This is a genomic window from Streptomyces sp. 4N124, assembly GCF_052245395.1.
Lineage (GTDB): Bacteria > Actinomycetota > Actinomycetes > Streptomycetales > Streptomycetaceae > Streptomyces.
Genome location: NZ_JBQQBS010000060.1, coordinates 25,811 through 43,472, shown reverse-complemented (window position 1 = coordinate 43,472; position 17,662 = coordinate 25,811). Strand labels below are relative to the sequence as shown.

17 protein-coding genes are annotated in these 17,662 nt (G+C 70.8%); 11 read left to right on the top strand and 6 right to left on the bottom strand.

All coding sequences use genetic code 11. The features are described 5' to 3' along the window. Positions 1–51: 51 nt before the first annotated feature. Entirely contained in the window at positions 52–978 is a 927-nt protein-coding gene (gene mshD, locus ACTWQO_RS39745) for a mycothiol synthase (RefSeq protein ID WP_443242248.1), read from the top strand. Positions 979–1,082: 104 nt separating this feature from the next. Here mshD and ACTWQO_RS39740 read toward each other — a convergent pair whose 3' ends face one another. Genes ACTWQO_RS39740 through ACTWQO_RS39720 form a run of 5 tightly spaced genes read right to left on the bottom strand, consistent with a single transcriptional unit; the run spans position 1,083 to position 5,477 of the window. Then, a complete protein-coding gene (locus ACTWQO_RS39740; protein ID WP_443242247.1) occupies positions 1,083–1,718 on the bottom strand; it encodes an ABC transporter in 636 nt (211 codons plus the stop codon). After that, on the bottom strand, positions 1,706–3,217 hold the full coding sequence (locus ACTWQO_RS39735) for an ABC transporter permease (RefSeq protein WP_443242246.1): 1,512 nt from the start codon (positions 3,215–3,217) through the stop codon (positions 1,706–1,708). The genes ACTWQO_RS39740 and ACTWQO_RS39735 overlap by 13 nt, the downstream gene beginning before the upstream one ends. Continuing rightward, complete coding sequence (locus tag ACTWQO_RS39730; protein ID WP_443242245.1) at positions 3,214–4,074, bottom strand: ABC transporter ATP-binding protein; 861 nt, start codon at positions 4,072–4,074, stop codon at positions 3,214–3,216. Before ACTWQO_RS39730 ends, ACTWQO_RS39735 begins: the two co-directional genes overlap by 4 nt. Then, positions 4,071–4,898, bottom strand: coding sequence for a zf-HC2 domain-containing protein (locus ACTWQO_RS39725; RefSeq protein ID WP_443242244.1), 828 nt, complete (start codon positions 4,896–4,898; stop codon positions 4,071–4,073). The genes ACTWQO_RS39730 and ACTWQO_RS39725 overlap by 4 nt, the downstream gene beginning before the upstream one ends. Before the next feature lie 36 nt (positions 4,899–4,934). Beyond that, the gene (locus ACTWQO_RS39720; RefSeq protein ID WP_301982109.1) at positions 4,935–5,477 is read right to left on the bottom strand and encodes an RNA polymerase sigma factor; all 543 of its coding nucleotides are present in this window, start codon (positions 5,475–5,477) and stop codon (positions 4,935–4,937) included. A 134-nt stretch (positions 5,478–5,611) separates the two neighbouring features. Between ACTWQO_RS39720 and ACTWQO_RS39715 the strand changes: the two genes are divergently transcribed. From ACTWQO_RS39715 to pstB, 10 genes are all read left to right on the top strand, one after another. Beyond that, entirely contained in the window at positions 5,612–6,019 is a 408-nt protein-coding gene (locus tag ACTWQO_RS39715) for a GntR family transcriptional regulator (protein WP_443242243.1), read from the top strand. Continuing rightward, complete coding sequence (locus tag ACTWQO_RS39710; RefSeq protein ID WP_443242242.1) at positions 6,016–6,882, top strand: ABC transporter ATP-binding protein; 867 nt, start codon at positions 6,016–6,018, stop codon at positions 6,880–6,882. The genes ACTWQO_RS39715 and ACTWQO_RS39710 overlap by 4 nt, the downstream gene beginning before the upstream one ends. Beyond that, complete coding sequence (locus tag ACTWQO_RS39705) at positions 6,879–7,877, top strand: ABC transporter permease (protein ID WP_443242241.1); 999 nt, start codon at positions 6,879–6,881, stop codon at positions 7,875–7,877. Before ACTWQO_RS39710 ends, ACTWQO_RS39705 begins: the two co-directional genes overlap by 4 nt. A 311-nt stretch (positions 7,878–8,188) precedes the next feature. Next, positions 8,189–10,420, top strand: a complete 2,232-nt coding sequence (locus tag ACTWQO_RS39700) for an RNA degradosome polyphosphate kinase (RefSeq protein ID WP_443242240.1) — start codon at positions 8,189–8,191, stop codon at positions 10,418–10,420. Continuing rightward, positions 10,401–11,540: a CHAD domain-containing protein gene (locus tag ACTWQO_RS39695; RefSeq protein ID WP_443242239.1), complete on the top strand. Its 1,140-nt coding sequence runs from the start codon at positions 10,401–10,403 to the stop codon at positions 11,538–11,540. Before ACTWQO_RS39700 ends, ACTWQO_RS39695 begins: the two co-directional genes overlap by 20 nt. A gap of 37 nt (positions 11,541–11,577) precedes the next feature. Beyond that, complete coding sequence (locus tag ACTWQO_RS39690; protein ID WP_443242238.1) at positions 11,578–12,000, top strand: NUDIX hydrolase; 423 nt, start codon at positions 11,578–11,580, stop codon at positions 11,998–12,000. A 221-nt stretch (positions 12,001–12,221) separates the two neighbouring features. Next, complete coding sequence (gene pstS, locus ACTWQO_RS39685) at positions 12,222–13,343, top strand: phosphate ABC transporter substrate-binding protein PstS (protein WP_443242237.1); 1,122 nt, start codon at positions 12,222–12,224, stop codon at positions 13,341–13,343. A gap of 105 nt (positions 13,344–13,448) precedes the next feature. After that, positions 13,449–14,450, top strand: coding sequence for a phosphate ABC transporter permease subunit PstC (gene pstC / locus ACTWQO_RS39680; protein WP_443242236.1), 1,002 nt, complete (start codon positions 13,449–13,451; stop codon positions 14,448–14,450). Next, on the top strand, positions 14,447–15,511 hold the full coding sequence (gene pstA / locus ACTWQO_RS39675; protein WP_443242235.1) for a phosphate ABC transporter permease PstA: 1,065 nt from the start codon (positions 14,447–14,449) through the stop codon (positions 15,509–15,511). Before pstC ends, pstA begins: the two co-directional genes overlap by 4 nt. Positions 15,512–15,563: 52 nt before the next feature. Then, the gene (gene pstB / locus ACTWQO_RS39670; RefSeq protein WP_443242234.1) at positions 15,564–16,340 is read left to right on the top strand and encodes a phosphate ABC transporter ATP-binding protein PstB; all 777 of its coding nucleotides are present in this window, start codon (positions 15,564–15,566) and stop codon (positions 16,338–16,340) included. 317 nt (positions 16,341–16,657) lie between these two features. Here the strand turns inward: pstB and ACTWQO_RS39665 are convergent, their stop codons facing one another. Then, positions 16,658–17,656: an inorganic phosphate transporter gene (locus ACTWQO_RS39665; protein ID WP_443242233.1), complete on the bottom strand. Its 999-nt coding sequence runs from the start codon at positions 17,654–17,656 to the stop codon at positions 16,658–16,660. Positions 17,657–17,662: the final 6 nt, after the last annotated feature.

The window sequence follows — 17,662 nt, the reverse complement described above, 5'->3', positions numbered from 1 at the left end:
GCGACAGGGTTTTCGGTGTTACAACCTGGTTGCCGCCGTACCCTCGTACTCATGACCAGCGACGACACGGCATACCCGGCCCGCTCCCGCGCCATCGAGACCTACTCCGTGCTCTCCCCGGAACAGACCGAATCCGTGCTCGCGCTGCTGGCGGCGGCCGCGGACAACGACGGGCAGCAGGCGGTGTCCGAGCAGGGGCGGCTGTATCTGCGCGGCGGCGCCCGGGAGGGCATCGCCCATCTCCTGCTCACCGTCGACGACGAACTCGTCGGCTACGCCCAGTTGGAGGACACCGATCCGGTGGAGGCGCCGGCCGCCGAACTGGTCGTACATCCCGCGCACCGCGGGCACGGGCACGGGCGGGCGCTGGGCTCGGCACTGCTGGCCGCGTCCGGGAAGCGGCTACGGGTATGGGCGCACGGCGGTCACTCGGCGGCGCGGCATCTGGCCCAGGTGCTGGGGCTGACCCTGTTCCGTGAACTGCGCCAGATGCGGCGGCCGTTGACGGACCTTTCCCTGCCCGATCCGGTCCTCCAGCCCGGCGTGACCGTCCGCACCTTCGTCCCCGGCCAGGACGACGCCGCCTGGCTCGCCGTGAACGCCGCCGCCTTCGCCCACCATCCCGAGCAGGGCTCCCTCACCCAGCGGGACCTCGACGACCGTATGGCCGAGCCGTGGTTCGATCCCGCCGGGTTCTTCCTCGCGGAGCGCGAGGGCGAGCTGATCGGCTTCCACTGGACGAAGGTCCACGCGGCCGAAGGGCTGGGCGAGGTGTACGTCCTCGGCGTGCGCCCCGGCGCCCAGGGCGGCGGCCTGGGCAAGGCCCTGACGACGATCGGGCTACGTCATCTGGCGGCCCAGGCCCTCCCGACCGCGATGCTGTACGTCGACGCCGACAACAAGGCGGCGGTGTCGGTGTACGAGCGGCTGGGCTTCGTCACGCATGAGACGGACCTGATGTACCGAACGGAGACCTGACGCGGTGCCGGTGCCGGTGCCGTGACGCTGCGCTGTGCCGGTGCCAGTGCCGATGCCAGTGCCAGTGCCGATGCCGTGACCGGCGTCGGTGCCGTGACCGCCCGTCAGAAAGCGGCCCGCAGCCGACGCCTCCGCACCGGCTCCGCCCCGCACACCCCCCACACCACCACCGCGCCGGCCAGCACCATCGCCCACCGGTCATGTGCGGCCCCCCACCGCTCGTCGGTGACGGACACGAACAGGGCCCAGTCGTCCGGCAGGAGGAGCGGGGTCAGGGCGGCGGACGCGAGCAGGACCGCCGCCACCAGCGTGCCCGGGGCGGGTTCGTCCGTGCGGTGTACCGCTGCCGCCGCCACTGCCAGCGCCACGGCGAACACCGCGCCCGCCTCCAGCGTGATGTCGGCGAGCGGGGGTCGGAGCGACCCAGGAACCAGCAGCACCGCCCCCGCCCACCACACCCCCGCCGCCGGTGCGACGAGCGCCGCCCGCAGGGCGTGGCGGATCCAGCGGCGGGTCGGTACCGGTGCCGTGGTGTGCCGGGCGGGGTCGTCCAGGACGAACGCGAGTCCGAGGGCGAAGGCCAGCACGGCACCCCGGAGGAGGAACAGGGCCCACCACGCGTTCAGGCCGAGCAGCCGCGGCAGCCCCGCGAGCAGCAGCCCTGCCACCGCGGACGCGCCCAGTACCCGCCACGGCAGGGCGCGGAAGACCGGCACCGCCAGCGCCGTCACTCCTCGCACGAGTCCGCGTCCTTCGGCGCGTCGACGCCCAGCAGCTGGGCGACCCGGCTGGTCTTGACGTCCGGTGACGTCAGTTCGGCCCAGTTCGCCTTCACCTTCGCGGTGACGGTGTCGCGCGGCTGCTCCAGCAGTTCCCGTACGACGTCGGTGTGAGCGGACGTCATGGACAGCGGATCGGTCGGCGACAGGACGATGGCGGAGCCGGACACGCTGTCGTCCAGGCGGACGTTGCGCAAGGACTGCATCGGGTCGTCCGCCCAGCCCAGCGCGAGCCACATGACGGTGACCATGCGGCCGTCGCATATCTCGCCCGCCTTGTTCTCGGTGCCTGTCACCAGCACGGAGGCGACCGCCGCCGAGAACTCGGGGACGCGGTTGCCGCCCCAGCGGGTGCCCACGGTGACCTGGTTCGGGGTGGCCGAAGGATCCAGCGCTGCGTCGCTCTCCAGGCCGTAGCGGGCGTCGATCCGCTGCCGTATGAGGAGTTCGCGGTCCCGCGCGCTGCCGCCGGCCAGCGACTTGACGTGGTCCACGACGTCCGCCCAGGTCTCCGTCCGCGGCACCCATTCCGGGAAGGCGCAGTACGTCGAGCCGTCGTGCCTCACGCAGGTCTGTTCCTTCTCCGGCGTCACCGAGACCCGCTCCCGGGCCGCCGTCAGCTCCGGTGAGATGTCCCGGGCCTGGCCGACGGCGCCGGTCAGCGTCAGGACCACCGCCGCGGCCAGGGCACCCGCGACGATCGCCTTGCGGCCACCGCTGATCAGCACCGCGGCCAGCACCGCGCACAGGACCAGCCCCGCGAGATACAGAGCGTGCCAGGCGGCCGGGCGGCCCAGCAGGTCGGACGGGAGCGTGTTGGCCGTGTTCTCGCCGACAACGGGCGCCAGCCATCTCGTGCCCTGCCCGCTTCCGACGGGGACAGCGACCATGAGGTAGAACAAGAGGGAGAAGACCGCCGCCAGCGGAGCAGCCACCACCGATGCCACCAGCCGTGCCATCAGTACCCCGAACGCGCCGAGCAGCAGCACCGTCAGCGGGCCGACGAGGAGTTCCGCCGGAGAACCGTGCCCTATCGCACCCGGCTTGAGCGCCTGCCAGGTGAACTGGGCCCCCGCACAGAGCGCGGTGAGGACGGCCGCCGGGACCACGGAGAGCGCGTGGGCCGCCGTGCGCTGCCAGGGCAGCAGCACGAGCACGCCGAAGTGGCGTTCCGTGTCCCGCCGCCTGGATCTCAGCACCGCCAGGTTCGCCGTCAGCAGCACCGCCACGGCGACCAGCAGCGGTGCGCTCTGCGTGGCGCGGTCGGCGTCCTGGAGCGCGGGGAAGGCCTCGCGGTCGGTGTAGACGATCCAGGCGATGTATGCGGTGAAGGCCAGTAGCACAGGGCTGCTCAGCAGCAGCTTTCGCGCCTCGAAGCGGGCCAGGGCGAAGACGGCCGCCCAGGTGTGGCGCGGCTCGGTGGTCACGGCGGGCGGGGCCGCCTGCAGCACGGTGCTCACGCGGCCACCTCCGCGTGCTCGCCGTCGAGGGAGAGGAGGTAGCCGTCCTCCAGGGTGGGATCGAGGAGTTCGGCGCCGGGGGGCGGGTCGCCGACGTTGCGGTATGTCCCCATGCCCGTCCGCCAGCCCGCCTTCGCGCCCGGCGCGCGCTCCGCGCTGCTCCATACCCGGCCGGCCGCCCGTGCGGTCAGCTCGGCGGGGGTGCCGTCGAAGCGGATGGTGCCGCTCGCCATCACCAGGACACGGTGACAGAGCATCGCCACGTCCTCGGTCTGGTGGGTGGACAGCAGGACCGTGCGGCCCTCTCCGGCCGTGGCGATCAACTCCCGGAACCGCATGCGCTGTTCGGGGTCGAGACCGACGGTCGGCTCGTCGAGGACCAGGAAACCGGGGTCGCCGACGAGCGCGGCGGCCAGCGCGACCCGCTGCCGCATACCGCCGGACAGCTTCTTGATCCGCTTGCCGCGTACGTCGGACAGATCGACGCACTCCAGCACCCGCCGCACCTCCCGGTGCCGTGCGGCGCGGTTGGTCAGCTCCTTGAGGATCGCCACGTAGTCGACGAACTCGAAGGCCGTGAAGTCCGGGTGGAAACCGGGGGTTTGGGGGAGGTAGCCGAGGTTGCGGCGGACCTCCTGGCGGCCGGAGGTGGTCGACGGGTCGTGGCCGAGGACCGTGAAGGCGCCGCTGTCGGCGGGGACGGCTGTGGCGAGCACCCGCAACAGGGTGGTCTTTCCCGCGCCGTTGGGGCCCAGCAGGCCCGTCACACCCGGCGTGAGCCGCAGTGCGGCATCGTCCAGGGCGCGCGTGCCGCCGTAGCGGAGGCTGAGCCCGGAGGCGGAGACGGTGGGGGTCATGCGGCGCTCCCGTGGAAGAGGTCGAAGCGGTCACGGAGGAAGACGAGGAGACCGGCGGCGAGTACGGCGACGGCGGCTGCCGTGCTCTGTCCGGCGGCGGTGAAGGGGGCGAGCGGGCCGTCGGCCGTCGCCTGCGCCACCAGCAGCAGCGCGATCCAGCCCCCGCCGACGAGGGACGGCGCGAGCACCGGCCCCAGCCGCGGGATCAGCGCGAGCCCGGTCGCGGTCAGCGCGAGCGCGGGCAGCAGCCAGGCGAGGGCGCGCAGGCCGTACGCCGGGAGGGCGAGCGTCGCCAGTCCGTTGAGGGCGAGTCCGGCGGTGAGCACGGCGACCGTCCGGATCATCAGCAGCCGGAACCCGTGCATCGGGGAGACGACGGCCATCTCGTACGTCGGGTCCAGCGCGGGCCCGTACGACACCGCGACCCCGGCGAGGGGCAACAGCGGAGCGAGGGCGAGGAACAGCGTGGGCGAGTCGGTGACCGGGGACAGGTTCGTCACCAGCACGGTCAGCACGAGCAACGCGACGACCGAGCCCAGCCACGAGCCGCGCATCACCGGCGTCGCCGAGAGCAGCCGCGCCGTGTGATCGGGCACCCCGAGCCGCACCAGCAGCGCCTCGAGCCACCCCGGCCGGGGCGCGTCCATCTCGGCGTCCAGCCGCTCCCAGCCGGCGTCGAGCGCGACCGGGTCGCTGACCTCGGCGAGCACGGCCCGGCATGGGGCGCAGGCGGTGAGGTGGGTGTCGGTGGACCAGAGGGCGGGGGCGGTCAGCTCGCCGCGGGCGTACGACCGTAGATCTTCTTCAGGTACGTGCCAGGTCATGCGGACACCTCCTCAATTCGTGTGCGGTTACGTGCGTCATGCCAGCGCCTCCCGCAGTTGCTTGCGGGCACGCATCGCCCGCGTCTTGACCGTGCCGGGCGGAATCCCCAGCACGACGGCGGCCTCGCGGGTGGTCAGCCCGTCGATGACCGTCGCCTGGAGCACCGCGCGCAGCTCCGGTGAGAGCCGGACCAGGGCACCCGCGAGGTCCCCGTGCTCCACCCCCGCGAGCACGCGCTCCTCCGCGGACGCCTCGTCCCGGTGCCGCAGCCGCGCCAGCGCCTGCCGCAGCCGGCCGCGCGCCCCGTCGCCCCGCAGGGCGTCGACCAGCCGCCGCGACCCGATGCGCCACAGCCACCCGGCCACATCCCCGTCCTCCCGGTAGCGGGCCTTGCCCCGCCACACCGCGAGGAACGTCTCCTGTACGACGTCGTCGACTATCCCGGCGTCGGCGCACCGGCCGCGCAGCCGGGCGGCGAGCCAGGGCGCGAACCGCCGGTACAGCTCCTCGAAGGCGCGCCGGTCCCCGTCCGCCGCGATGGCCCGCAGCAGATCCCCGTCGCTTCTCGTTTCGCTCACGTCTCCTCATCGCACGGACGTCACGGATCGGTTCACACCATCGCCCATGACGTTCCGGCCGACCTTCCGGCTTGACTTTCGGGATCACCTTCCACCACCCTTTCACTACTCAATTAGTGAAAGGGGGTTGTCCCATGGTCGAGTACCGCATCGACCGGCACAGCGGCGTGGCCACCTACGTCCAGATCGTCCAGCAGACCAAGCAGGCGCTCCGCCTGGGCCTGCTGAAGCAGGGAGACAAGCTCCCCACGGCCCGCGAGGTCGTCGAAGCCACCGCCATCAACCCCAACACCGTCCTCAAGGCCTACCGCGAACTGGAACGGGAGGGCCTGGTCGAGGCACGCCGGGGCCTGGGCACCTTCGTCCGCCGCGGGCTGAGCACCACCCCCGCCGACTCCCCCCTGCGCAGCGAGCTGGCCGCCTGGGCGGAGAGGGCCCGCGAGGCGGGACTCGGGCGGGAGGACGTGGCCGCACTCTTCACCGCCGTACTCGACACACACTTCGCCGCAGGCGAGAAGCACCTCCAGGGAGACCCGTCATGACCGACACGGCCATAGAGGCAGCCGGCCTCGGCAAACGCTTCGGCAAACGCTGGGCGCTGCGTGACTGCACCGTCCGGCTGCCCGCCGGACGCGTCTGCGCGGTCGTCGGCCCGAACGGCGCCGGCAAGTCCACCTTGCTCGCCCTCGCCGCCGGGCTCCTCGCCCCGACCGAGGGCACCGTGAGCGTGCTCGGCGGAACTCCGGCGGCGGCACGCGCGCGCGTCGGCTACGTCGCCCAGGACAAGCCGCTGTATCCGCAGCTCACGGTCGCCGAGACGCTGCGCATGGGCGCCGACCTCAACCCCGGCCGCTGGGACCTGCCCACCGCCGAGCGGATCGTGGCAGGCGGCGACCTCGACCCGAAGTCCCGGGTGCGCTCCCTCTCCGGCGGCCAGCGCACCCGTGTCGCGCTCGCCCTCGCGCTGGCCAAGCAGCCCGAACTGCTGCTCCTGGACGAGCCGATGGCCGACCTCGACCCGCTGGCCCGGCATGAGCTGATGGGCGTCCTGATGTCCCAGGCCGCTCAGCACGGCACCACGATCGTGATGTCCTCGCACGTGGTCGCCGAGCTGGAGGACTCCTGCGACCACCTGCTGCTGGTCGGCGGCGGCCGGGTCCGGCTCGCGGGCGAGCTCGACGAGCTGCTTCAGGTGCACACGCGCGTGTCGGGTCCCGCCGACACCTCCCTCGCCCCGCACCACACCGTCGTCGAGTCCCGTACCACCGGCCGCCAGCTCACCGCGCTGCTCCGCCCGTCGGGCCCGCTGCCCGACGACATGCGCACCAGCGCCCCGTCCCTGGAGGAGCTGGTCCTCGCCTACCTCCGCAACCCGCAGGCCGACAGCCAGGAGACCGCCGCGTGACCGCCCTGACCGCCCCCACCCCGACTGCGACTCCGAGTCCGGCGCCCGCACCCCACCTGCTGCGCTGGCTGATACGCCTCCACCGGCCCGCCCTGTACATCTGGGGGGCACTTCTCGTCGTCACCACCGCCACGCTCCTGTGGCTGGGCGGCCCGCTCACCGACGACGCGGCGGCGGCCTGGCGGGAGTACCGGGCCTGCTCGCCACAGCCGGAGCTGTGCCCGTACGAGCAGGACGCGATCATCCGCTACAAGGACGTCTACAACTACGCGACCATCGTCGTCCTGGCGATCCCGTTCCTGGTCGCCGCCTGGGCGGGCGCCTCGCTGATCGGCCGTGAACTGGAGAACGGCACCGACCGGCTGGCCTGGACCCAGTCCGTCTCCCCCGCCCACTGGCTCGCCGCCAAGCTCGCCGCACCGGCCGTCCTGGTCACCGCCGGCACCGGACTGCTCGTTCTCCTGCACCATCTGGCCTGGTCGGCGTCGAAGGGAAAGATCGACACGGCCAAGCCCTGGCACGATTCCCTCACCTTCTTCGCGGGCGGCCCCGTCACCGTCGCCCTCGCCCTGACCGGCCTGCTCGTCGGCGCCCTCGCGGGCCTGGTCCTGCGCCGTTCACTCGCCGGGCTCGGCGCGGGCGCGGTCGCGGTGGCCGGGCTGTGGTTCGCCGTCTGGCAGGCGCTGCCGTATCTGTGGCCGGCGGAAACCCGGATCAGCAGCCTTCAGGAGGGCCCGGCGCTGGTAGGCGATGAGGTCCGCTACGGCCTGCTGACCACGTCCGGCGAGCGGATCGCCGACCCCAACTGCGGCGGCACGTTCATCCCGGTGTGCCGCCCCGTCATGGAACGCCTCGACGCCGCCGCCTACTACACCGACTTCCACCCCGCCTCCCACTACTGGCCCCTCCAGCTCACCGCGACGGCCGTCGTCCTCGTCGTGGCCGCCGCAGCCACCTTGATCGCGTTCCGGCTGGTCAGGCGCCGTACCGGCTGAGGCATCCCGATGCGCATACGTCCCTGAGAGCGGGTAGGGGCGTATGCGCGGGGCTTCGTGCCGCCCTTCGTACGGAAACCCGGGGGACGTAGACGCCCGGGGGCCGCCCCCCGCTATCCCGCACGTCATGTCGCCGTAACCATTGGTTCAGGCGGGCTTGCGACGCTCAGCCAATGAACCAAGCCGTGCCAGAGCCTTCGACGCCCGAGGAGGGCCGAGCGAGGAACGGGGAGAGCAGACTGACCGTCGCCGCCCTGCCTCCCGCGTCCTCCGACGCGCCCGTAGAGCTCCCGGCGCGGAACAATGGGTTCATGAGTCAGTCGAACACCCAGGCACAGGTCCAGCATGCACAGCCGTCCGTCGGTTCCATAGCCGCGCACCGGCCACACACGGTGTCCGCCGCGGTGTCCGACCTGGAACCCGACATCGATGCCGACCTCGACGCCTACGAGGAGGCACCGTACGACGGGCCGCAGCTGCCCCAGGGCCGCTTCCTCGACCGGGAGCGGAGCTGGCTCGCGTTCAACGAGCGGGTCCTGGAGCTCGCCGAGGACCCGAACACGCCCCTGCTGGAGCGGGCGAACTTCCTGGCGATCTTCGCCTCCAACCTGGACGAGTTCTTCATGGTCCGGGTGGCCGGTCTGAAGCGCCGTATCGCCACCGGCGTCGCCACGCGTTCGGCCTCCGGCCTGCAGCCGCGTGAAGTGCTGGAGATGATCTGGGCCCGCTCCCGCGAGCTGATGGCCCGGCATGCCGCCTGCTACCACGAGGACGTCGCCCCCGCGCTCGCCGAGGAGGGCATCCACCTGGTCCGCTGGGCCGAGCTGACCGAAAAGGAGCAGGCGCGTCTCTTCACCCTGTTCCGGCACCAGATCTTCCCGGTCCTCACGCCCCTCGCGGTCGACCCGGCGCACCCCTTCCCGTACATCTCCGGCCTCTCGCTGAACCTGGCCGTCGTCGTACGCAACCCCGTCACCGGCCACCGCCACTTCGCGCGCGTGAAGGTGCCGCCGCTGCTGTCCCGCTTCCTGGAGAGCTCCCCCGGCCGGTACGTCCCCATCGAGGACGTCATCGCCGCGCACCTGGAAGAGCTGTTCCCGGGCATGGAGGTCCTGGAGCACCACGCCTTCCGGCTCACCCGGAACGAGGACCTGGAGGTCGAGGAGGACGACGCCGAGAACCTCCTGCAGGCCCTGGAGAAGGAGCTCATGCGGCGCCGCTTCGGGCCGCCGGTGCGCCTGGAGGTCGAGGAGTCCATCGACCGCGAGGTGCTCGACCTGCTGGTGCGGGAGCTGAAGATCAGCGAGGCCGAGGTCTACCCGCTGCCGGGCCCGCTCGACCTCACCGGCCTCTTCCGCGTCGGCGGCATCGACCGGCCCGAGCTGAAGTACCGCAAGTTCGTCGCCGGCGTACACCGCGATCTCGCCGAGGTCGAGTCGGCGTCCGCGCCCGACATCTTCGCCGCGCTGCGCAACCGGGACGTGCTGCTGCACCACCCGTACGACTCCTTCTCCACCTCCGTGCAGGCGTTCCTGGAGCAGGCGGCCGAGGACGACGACGTCCTCGCGATCAAGCAGACCCTGTACCGGACCTCCGGCGACTCCCCGATCGTCAACGCGCTCATAGACGCGGCCGAGGCCGGCAAGCAGGTCCTCGTCCTGGTCGAGATCAAGGCCCGCTTCGACGAGCACGCCAACATCAAGTGGGCGCGCAAGCTGGAGGAGGCCGGCTGCCATGTCGTCTACGGCCTGGTCGGCCTGAAGACGCACTGCAAGCTGTCGCTGGTGGTCCGCCAGGAAGGCGACACGCTACGGCGGTACTGCCACGTCGGCACCGGCAACTACCACCCGAAGACGGCCCGCCTCTACGAGGACCTCGGCCTGCTCACCGCCGACCCCCAGGTCGGCGCGGACCTGTCCGACCTGTTCAACCGGCTGTCGGGATACTCGCGCCGCGAGACCTACCGACGGCTGCTGGTGGCCCCCAAGTCCCTCCGGGACGGCCTGATCGCCAGGATCGACAAGGAGGTCCAGCACCACCGTGCCGGACGCCCCGCGTTCATCCGGATCAAGGTCAACTCGATGGTGGACGAAGCCGTCATCGACGCCCTGTACCGCGCGTCCCAGGCGGGCGTGCCGGTCGACATCTGGGTACGCGGCATCTGCGCGATCCGCCCCGGAGTGGCGGGCCTCTCGGAGAACATCCGGGTCCGCTCGATCCTCGGCCGCTTCCTTGAGCACTCCCGGGTCTTCGCCTACGGCAACGGCGGCGAGCCCGAGGTGTGGATCGGCAGCGCCGACATGATGCACCGCAACCTCGACCGCCGCATCGAGGCCCTGGTGAGGGTCACCGACCCGGCTCACCGCGCCGCGCTCAACCGGCTCCTTGAGACCGGCATGTCCGACACCACCTCGTCCTGGCATCTCGGCCCGGACGGCGAGTGGACCCGGCACGCGCTCGACGCGGACGGCCAGCCCCTGCGGAACATCCAGGAGATGCTCATAGACGCCCGGAGGCGCCGGCGTGGCACAGCAACACCTTGAACCGACGGACCCCACGGCCGGGCTGACCGGGGACGCCCTCGCGGGCTATCTGCGCGCCCAGGCCACGGAGTTCCTCCGTGCGCTGCGGCTGCACCGGGAGACCGGTGGCTCGGCCAACGGCTCGGCCGCGGGCTCGGGCTCGGAGGAGGCCGTCGACGCGGCGCGCGCCCTGCGCCACTCGGCCCGCCGCATCAGCGGCAGCCTGCACACCTTCCGCCCCCTGCTCGACCCCGACTGGGCCGAGGCCATCCGCCCCGAACTGGCCTGGCTCTCCGGCACGTTGGCGATGGAGCACGCGTACGCGGGCCGCTTGGAGCGGCTGCTGCTGGCGCTGCACCGGCTGTCGGGGGCGACGGTGTTCCCGGGCCAGTCGACGGAGACGGCGGGCGGGGGCAACCGTTCCACCGGCGTGGGCAGTCGTTCCGCTGGGGCGGAACGGATGGGAGCGGCGGCACACAGCGACGCCGGTCCCCCCAGCGGCCAGCCCACGGAACGCGGCAACCTCACCGTAGGCGCCGCCAAAGCGGGCGCCCTGCTGGAACGCCAGCTCACCCTCGCCCGGACCCGGGCCCACTCCACGGCCCTCCAGGCCCTCGGCTCCTCCCGCTTCCACGCGGTCGCCGACAACATCGCCGTACTGGCCAGCGACGTCCCGCTCACGCCCGCCGCCCCCACCGCCGACCTCCGCCCCCTCGCCGCCGCGGCGGAGGAGCGCCTCACCGACGCGATCGCCGCGCTCCCCCTGGTGACGGCCGGCAGCCCGTACAACGCGGAGGCGCTGATCCACGGCCTCTCACCGGACCCGGCCCCGCATCCGCAGGACGCCCCCTGGCACCAGGTCCGCCTGCTGCTGCGCCTGCACCGCTACGCCCTTGAGGTACTGCACGGCGAGAAGGCACCCGTGGACACCCGCCTGCTCACCGCGGGCCAGGCCCTCAACCGGCACCGCGACGCCTCGGAGGCGGCAGCAGCAGCGGCCGCCGCGGCACGCACCCCGCGTATCGCCCCGGCGACGGCGTACGCCCTCGGCGTGCTCCACGCCGACCAGCGGCACGAGGTGGAGGCGGCACGTTTCGCGTTCCAGCAGTCATGGCAGAAGCAGGCCGTCGGCACGGCCTGACCCGCACGCGTACCTTCGAGGAGGCGGTGGAGCCCCGGTGACTCACACGAACGACGGCATCGTCCAGGCGGCCGGCTGCGTCCTGTGGCGCCGCTCGCCGGTCGACGGTGAACTGGAGATATGTCTCGTGCACCGCCCGAAATACGACGACTGGTCCCACCCCAAGGGCAAGCTCAAGCGCGACGAGGAACCGCTCGCGGGCGCCGTGCGCGAGGTGGCGGAGGAGACGGGCTACCGCGCGGTACCGGGCGCCGAGCTGCCCACCGCCCACTACTTCACGGCCGGCCGCCCCAAGCAGGTGCGTTACTGGGCGGCCGAGGCGGGACCCGGCACCTTCACCCCCAACGACGAAGTGGACCGCCTGCTGTGGCTCTCCCCGACGTCCGCCCGCGACCGGCTCACCCAGCCGAGGGACCGCACCCTGGTGGACGCCCTGCTGGACGCCCTTCGCCTGGCATAGTCCGGAATCGTCCCGTGTCCACAACGTGAGCCTTCCGTGACCTAACCACACCGACGGCAGGGGTTCACCCTCCGTTCATTTTCAGCCATTGGCGGCTTCACCTGATCTGCCTAATTTCGGCCTTACCTGATGACGGGTGCGCCTCGATTACGCGCCCGTTTCAACCAGTCTTTCGCACGCCGCCGATTCAGGACGGCGGCTCCTGGAAGGAACTCCCTCAAGTGAAGCTTCAGCGCAAGAACCGGCGGGCTCTCGCTCTCGGCGCGATCGCGTTCTCCGGCGCCCTGGCCCTCACGGCGTGCGGCTCGGACGACACCGGCAACAGCAACGGTGGCGACGCCACCACGAACGCCCAGGCCGGTTCGATCAAGTGTGACGACGCCAAGGGCCAGCTGCTCGCCGATGGCTCGTCCGCGCAGAAGAACGCTATCGACGCCTGGGTCAAGCAGTTCTCGGCTGCTTGCAAGGTCCAGATCAACTACAAGGGCGGCGGCTCCGGCGCCGGTATCACCGCGTTCAACCAGGGCACGGTCGCCTTCGCCGGCTCGGACTCCGCGCTGAAGCCCGAAGAGGTCACCGAGTCCAAGAAGGTCTGCTCCGGCGGCCAGGGCATCGACCTCCCGATGGTCGGCGGCGCGATCGCCCTCGCGTACAACGTCGAGGGTGTCGACAACCTGGTCCTGGACGCGCCGACGATCGCCAAGATCTTCAGCGGCAAGATCAAGACCTGGGACGACGCGGCGATCAAGAAGCTGAACCCCGACGCCAAGCTGCCCAGCACCAAGATCCAGGCGTTCCACCGCTCGGACGAGTCCGGCACCACGGACAACTTCACCAAGTACCTGGGTGCCGCCGCCAAGGCGGACTGGACCTACGGGGACGGCAAGGCGTGGGCCGCTCCGGGCGGCCAGGCCGCGTCCGGTTCCTCCGGCGTCGCGCAGAGCGTGAAGCAGACCTCCGGCGCGATCAGCTACATGGAGGAGTCCTACGCCAAGGAGATGTCGACCGTCGCCATCGACACGGGCGCCGCTGAGCCGGTCAAGGCTTCCTCCGACAGCGCCACGGCCGCCATCGCGGACGCCGAGGTCGTCGGCACGGGCAAGGACCTCGCGCTCGAGATCAACTACAACACCAAGGCCGACGGCGCCTACCCGATCACCCTGGTGACCTACGAGATCGTCTGCGACAAGGGCAACAAGGCGGAGACGCTGCCCACCGTCAAGGCGTTCCTGACCTACATCGCCAGCGAGGAGGGTCAGGGCATTCTCGCCGACAACTCCTACGCCCCGATCCCCGACGAGATCATCACCAAGGTCCGCACCACCATCGCGGGCCTGAGCTGACCTGAGCGTGCGGCCTGGTCCCACTGAGGGGCCGGGCCGCACCGTCCGGTGCACCGCCGCCATGGAGCCGTACGCCGAGTGTGGCTCCGCAGACCGGAGAACCCGATGGACATAGCCACACAAGACACACCTCCCCCCGCACCCCAGCCGACCGAGGCCGAACGCAAGCGTGCCGCCCGCGGTGCCACCCGCCCCGGAGACCGGGTCTTCCTCGGTCTCGCCCGAGGGTCAGGCATCTTCCTGCTGACGATCATGGCCGCGATCGCGGTCTTCCTCACCTGGCGTGCCGCCATCGCCATCAGCGAGGACGAAGGCAACTTCCTCACGACCTTCGAGTGGAACACCGGCACGCAGCCGCCCGTCTTCGGCATCGCGGTCCTGGCCTACGGCACGGTGGTCTCCTCGATCATCGCCATGGCCATCGCGGTACCGATCGCCGTCGCCATCGCGCTGTTCATCACCCACTACGCCCCGCGCAGGCTCAGCGGCCCCATCGCGTACGTGATCGACCTGCTCGCCGCCGTACCGTCCATCGTGTACGGCCTGTGGGGCGCCCTGATCCTCGTACCGCAGATGGACGGCCTCTTCGGCTGGCTGAACGACTACTTCCGCTGGACCGGCATCTTCTCCTGGGAAGAAGGCCCCGCGCGCTCGATGCTCACCGTCGGCATCCTCCTCGCGATCATGATCCTGCCGATCATCACGAACGTCAGTCGTGAGGTCTTCAACCAGGTTCCGCAGATGCACGAGGAGGCCGCGCTGGCCCTCGGCGCCACGCGCTGGGAGGTCATCCGCATGTCGGTGCTGCCGTTCGGGCGCTCCGGCGTGATCTCCGCCTCGATGCTGGGCCTCGGCCGCGCGCTCGGCGAGACGATGGCCGTCGCCACGGTGCTCTCCCCGGACTTCCTGATCCACGGCAGCCTGCTCGACCCGGGTGGCGGCACCTTCGCCCAGAACATCGCCGCCAAGTTCCCCGAGGCGGACGAGTTCGGCCAGGACGCGCTCATCGCCTCCGGTCTGGTCCTGTTCGTCATCACCCTGCTGGTCAACGGCGCGGCGCGCATGATCATCGCCCGTCGCAAGGAGTTCTCGGGGGCCAACGCATGAGCACCACCGCCATCAACGACAAGCGCCCCGGCTCCACCCTGCAGGGTGACCGGCTGCCGAAGTGGTTCCCGTGGGTGCTGGCCGCGGGCTCCGTCGCCGTCTCCGTCGGCCTCTGCCTGGCCACCGGGATCGACAGCAAGATCCAGTGGGGTCTGATCGCCGCGATCCTCTTCGTCCTCGGTACGTTCGTCATCGCCGGACGGGTCGAGGGCGGCCGCCAGGCCAAGGACCGCATCGCGACCTCGCTCGTCTGGGTCGCCTTCCTGCTCGCCGTGGTGCCGCTCGCATCGCTGATCTGGGCCACCGTCGAGCGCGGTACCAAGGTGCTCGACGGATACTTCCTCAGCCACTCGATGGGCGTCGTCGCCGACACCGAGCCGGGCGGCGGCATCTACGCCGCCATCATCGGCACCCTCGAGCAGGTCGGCATCGCCACTCTGATCGCCGTGCCGATCGGTGTGCTCACCGCGATCTACCTGGTGGAGTACGGGCGTGGCAACCTCGCCCGGGCCGTCACCTTCTTCGTCGACGTGATGACCGGTATCCCGTCGATCGTCGCCGGTCTGTTCATCCTCAGCCTCCTGCTGATCCTGGACATGGGCTTCTCCGGCTTCGCCGGCGCGCTCGCGCTGACGATCCTGATGATGCCGGTCGTGGTCCGCTCCACGGAGGAGATGCTCAAGCTCGTCCCGAACGAGCTGCGCGAGGCGTCACTGGCGCTGGGCATTCCGAAGTGGCGCACCATCCTGAAGGTGGTCCTGCCGACCGCGATCGGCGGTATCACCACCGGCATCATGCTGTCGGTGGCCCGTATCGCCGGTGAGACCGCGCCCGTACTGCTGCTGGTGTTCGGCAACCCGTTCATCAACAACAACCCCTTCGAGGGTGCGCAGGCGTCGCTGCCGCTGTACATCTACCAGCAGTTCAAGAACAGCGCCGGTTCGGGTGCGGCCTATGACCGTGCCTGGGCCGCGGCCCTCACGCTGATCGCCTTCGTGATGATCCTGAACCTGGCGGCCCGCGGCATCGCCCGCTGGAAGGCGCCGAAGACCGGTCGCTGACGCGGCCATACAGCGACCGATCTCAGATTTCCCGAAAGAAGCAGTGATACCCATGGCCAAGCGAATTGACGTAAGCGGGCTCAACGCCTACTACGGCTCCTTCCGCGCCATCGAAGACATCTCGATGACCGTCGAGCCCCGCTCCGTGACCGCCTTCATCGGCCCCTCCGGCTGCGGCAAGTCCACGTTCCTGCGCACGCTCAACCGCATGCACGAGGTGACGCCGGGCGGCCGGGTCGAGGGCAAGGTCATGCTCGACGACGAGAACCTGTACGGCTCCGGGGTCGACCCGGTGTCCGTGCGGCGCGAGGTCGGCATGGTCTTCCAGCGTCCGAACCCCTTCCCCACGATGTCGGTGTACGACAACGTGGCGGCCGGACTGAGGCTCAACGGCTCGTACAAGAAGTCCGCGCTGGACGACGTGGTCGAGAAGTCCCTCAAGGGCGCCAACCTCTGGAACGAGGTCAAGGACCGCCTGAACAAGCCGGGTTCGGGCCTGTCGGGTGGACAGCAGCAGCGCCTCTGCATCGCGAGGGCGATCGCGGTGGAACCGAACGTGCTGCTGATGGACGAGCCCTGCTCGGCCCTCGACCCCATCTCCACCCTCGCCATCGAGGACCTGATCGGCGAGCTGAAGGAACGCTTCACGATCGTCATCGTGACGCACAACATGCAGCAGGCCGCCCGCGTCTCCGACCGCACCGCCTTCTTCAACCTCGCCGCCGTCGGCCAGCCCGGCAAGCTCATCGAGATCGACGACACGGAGCGCATCTTCTCCAACCCGTCGGTCCAGGCCACCGAGGACTACATCTCCGGCCGCTTCGGCTGACAGACCCCTCGCGGTGCTGCATGGCGGTGCCACCGCGAGGCCGATAAGGGCCCGCCCCCCGGCAACGGGGGGCGGGCCCGTCGTCGTTGTGCCGTCCGCCAGACTGCGGGCCGCGCGCCGCAAGCTGCGGGCATGCGTGCCGCAAGGACGGCGCCCACCCAGCAGGCGGCAGGCCGCTGCCCCGCCCAGCTGCGGCATACGTGCCGCAAGCTGCGGGCATGCGTGCCGCCTGGGGCGGCACGGGTGGGCGCAGGCGGCACCCCGTCAGCGCCGGGCTGCGCGACCCACCCCCACAGCAACCCCCACCCACGGGACCGCTACAGAAACGCCAGGTTCACAACCCCAAACGCCCCCGCAGCCACCACCGCAGCCGCCGGCATGGTGATGAACCACCCCAGCACAATGTTCTTGGCAACACCCCACCGCACGGCATTGACCCGCTTGGTCGCCCCCACACCCATGATCGCCGACGTGATCACATGCGTCGTAGAAATCGGCGCCCGGAACAAGAACGCCGTAGTGAACATGATCGACGCCCCGGTCGTCTCCGCCGCAAACCCCTGCGGCGGATCCAACTCAATGATCTTCCGCCCCAGCGTCCGCATGATCCGCCACCCCCCGGCATACGTACCGAGCGACAGCATCACAGCACACACGATCTTCACCCACACCGGAATCGGATCGCCGTAGTCCTCGACATCGGCGATGACCAGCGCCATCACCACAATGCCCATGGTCTTCTGCGCGTCCTGCAGACCGTGCCCCAGAGCCATCCCCGCCGCGGACACCGTCTGCGCGATCCGGAACCCCCGCTTGGCCTTGTGCGGATTCGCCCGCCGGAAGATCCACATGATCGCCGTCATCGCCAGATATCCGACCACCAGCCCCACCACCGGCGACACGAACATCGGAATGACGATCTTCTCCAGCACCCCGTCCCAGTAGACGGTGGTCCCACCCGCCAGCGCGGCCCCCACCATGCCACCGAACAACGCATGCGAGGACGACGACGGCAGCCCGTAGTACCAGGTGACCAGATTCCAGGTGATCGCCCCGATGAGCGCGGCGAAGAGGATCCCCATCCCCTTCGACCCCTCGGGTGTCTGAATCAGCCCTTCACTGACGGTCTTGGCGACCCCGCTGCCCAGAAAGGCACCGGCGAGATTCATCACCGCCGCCATCACCAGCGCGGCCTTGGGAGTCAGCGCACGCGTCGACACCGACGTGGCGATCGCGTTCGCCGAATCGTGGAAGCCGTTGGTGTACGTGAAGAAGAGCGCGACCAGGACGGTCACGACCAGCGCGAAGGTGTCCATGGCGTG

What these genes read in the sequence shown, in the direction of transcription:
- mshD (WP_443242248.1), top strand. Translation starts at nt 52, where the DNA reads ATGACCAGCGACGACACGGCATACCCGGCCCGCTCCCGCGCCATCGAG.
- ACTWQO_RS39730 (WP_443242245.1), bottom strand. Translation starts at nt 4,074, where the DNA reads ATGACCCCCACCGTCTCCGCCTCCGGGCTCAGCCTCCGCTACGGCGGC.
- ACTWQO_RS39725 (WP_443242244.1), bottom strand. Translation starts at nt 4,898, where the DNA reads ATGACCTGGCACGTACCTGAAGAAGATCTACGGTCGTACGCCCGCGGC.
- ACTWQO_RS39715 (WP_443242243.1), top strand. Translation starts at nt 5,612, where the DNA reads ATGGTCGAGTACCGCATCGACCGGCACAGCGGCGTGGCCACCTACGTC.
- ACTWQO_RS39710 (WP_443242242.1), top strand. Translation starts at nt 6,016, where the DNA reads ATGACCGACACGGCCATAGAGGCAGCCGGCCTCGGCAAACGCTTCGGC.
- ACTWQO_RS39700 (WP_443242240.1), top strand. Translation starts at nt 8,189, where the DNA reads ATGAGTCAGTCGAACACCCAGGCACAGGTCCAGCATGCACAGCCGTCC.
- pstC (WP_443242236.1), top strand. Translation starts at nt 13,449, where the DNA reads ATGGACATAGCCACACAAGACACACCTCCCCCCGCACCCCAGCCGACC.
- pstA (WP_443242235.1), top strand. Translation starts at nt 14,447, where the DNA reads ATGAGCACCACCGCCATCAACGACAAGCGCCCCGGCTCCACCCTGCAG.
- pstB (WP_443242234.1), top strand. Translation starts at nt 15,564, where the DNA reads ATGGCCAAGCGAATTGACGTAAGCGGGCTCAACGCCTACTACGGCTCC.
- ACTWQO_RS39665 (WP_443242233.1), bottom strand. Translation starts at nt 17,656, where the DNA reads ATGGACACCTTCGCGCTGGTCGTGACCGTCCTGGTCGCGCTCTTCTTC.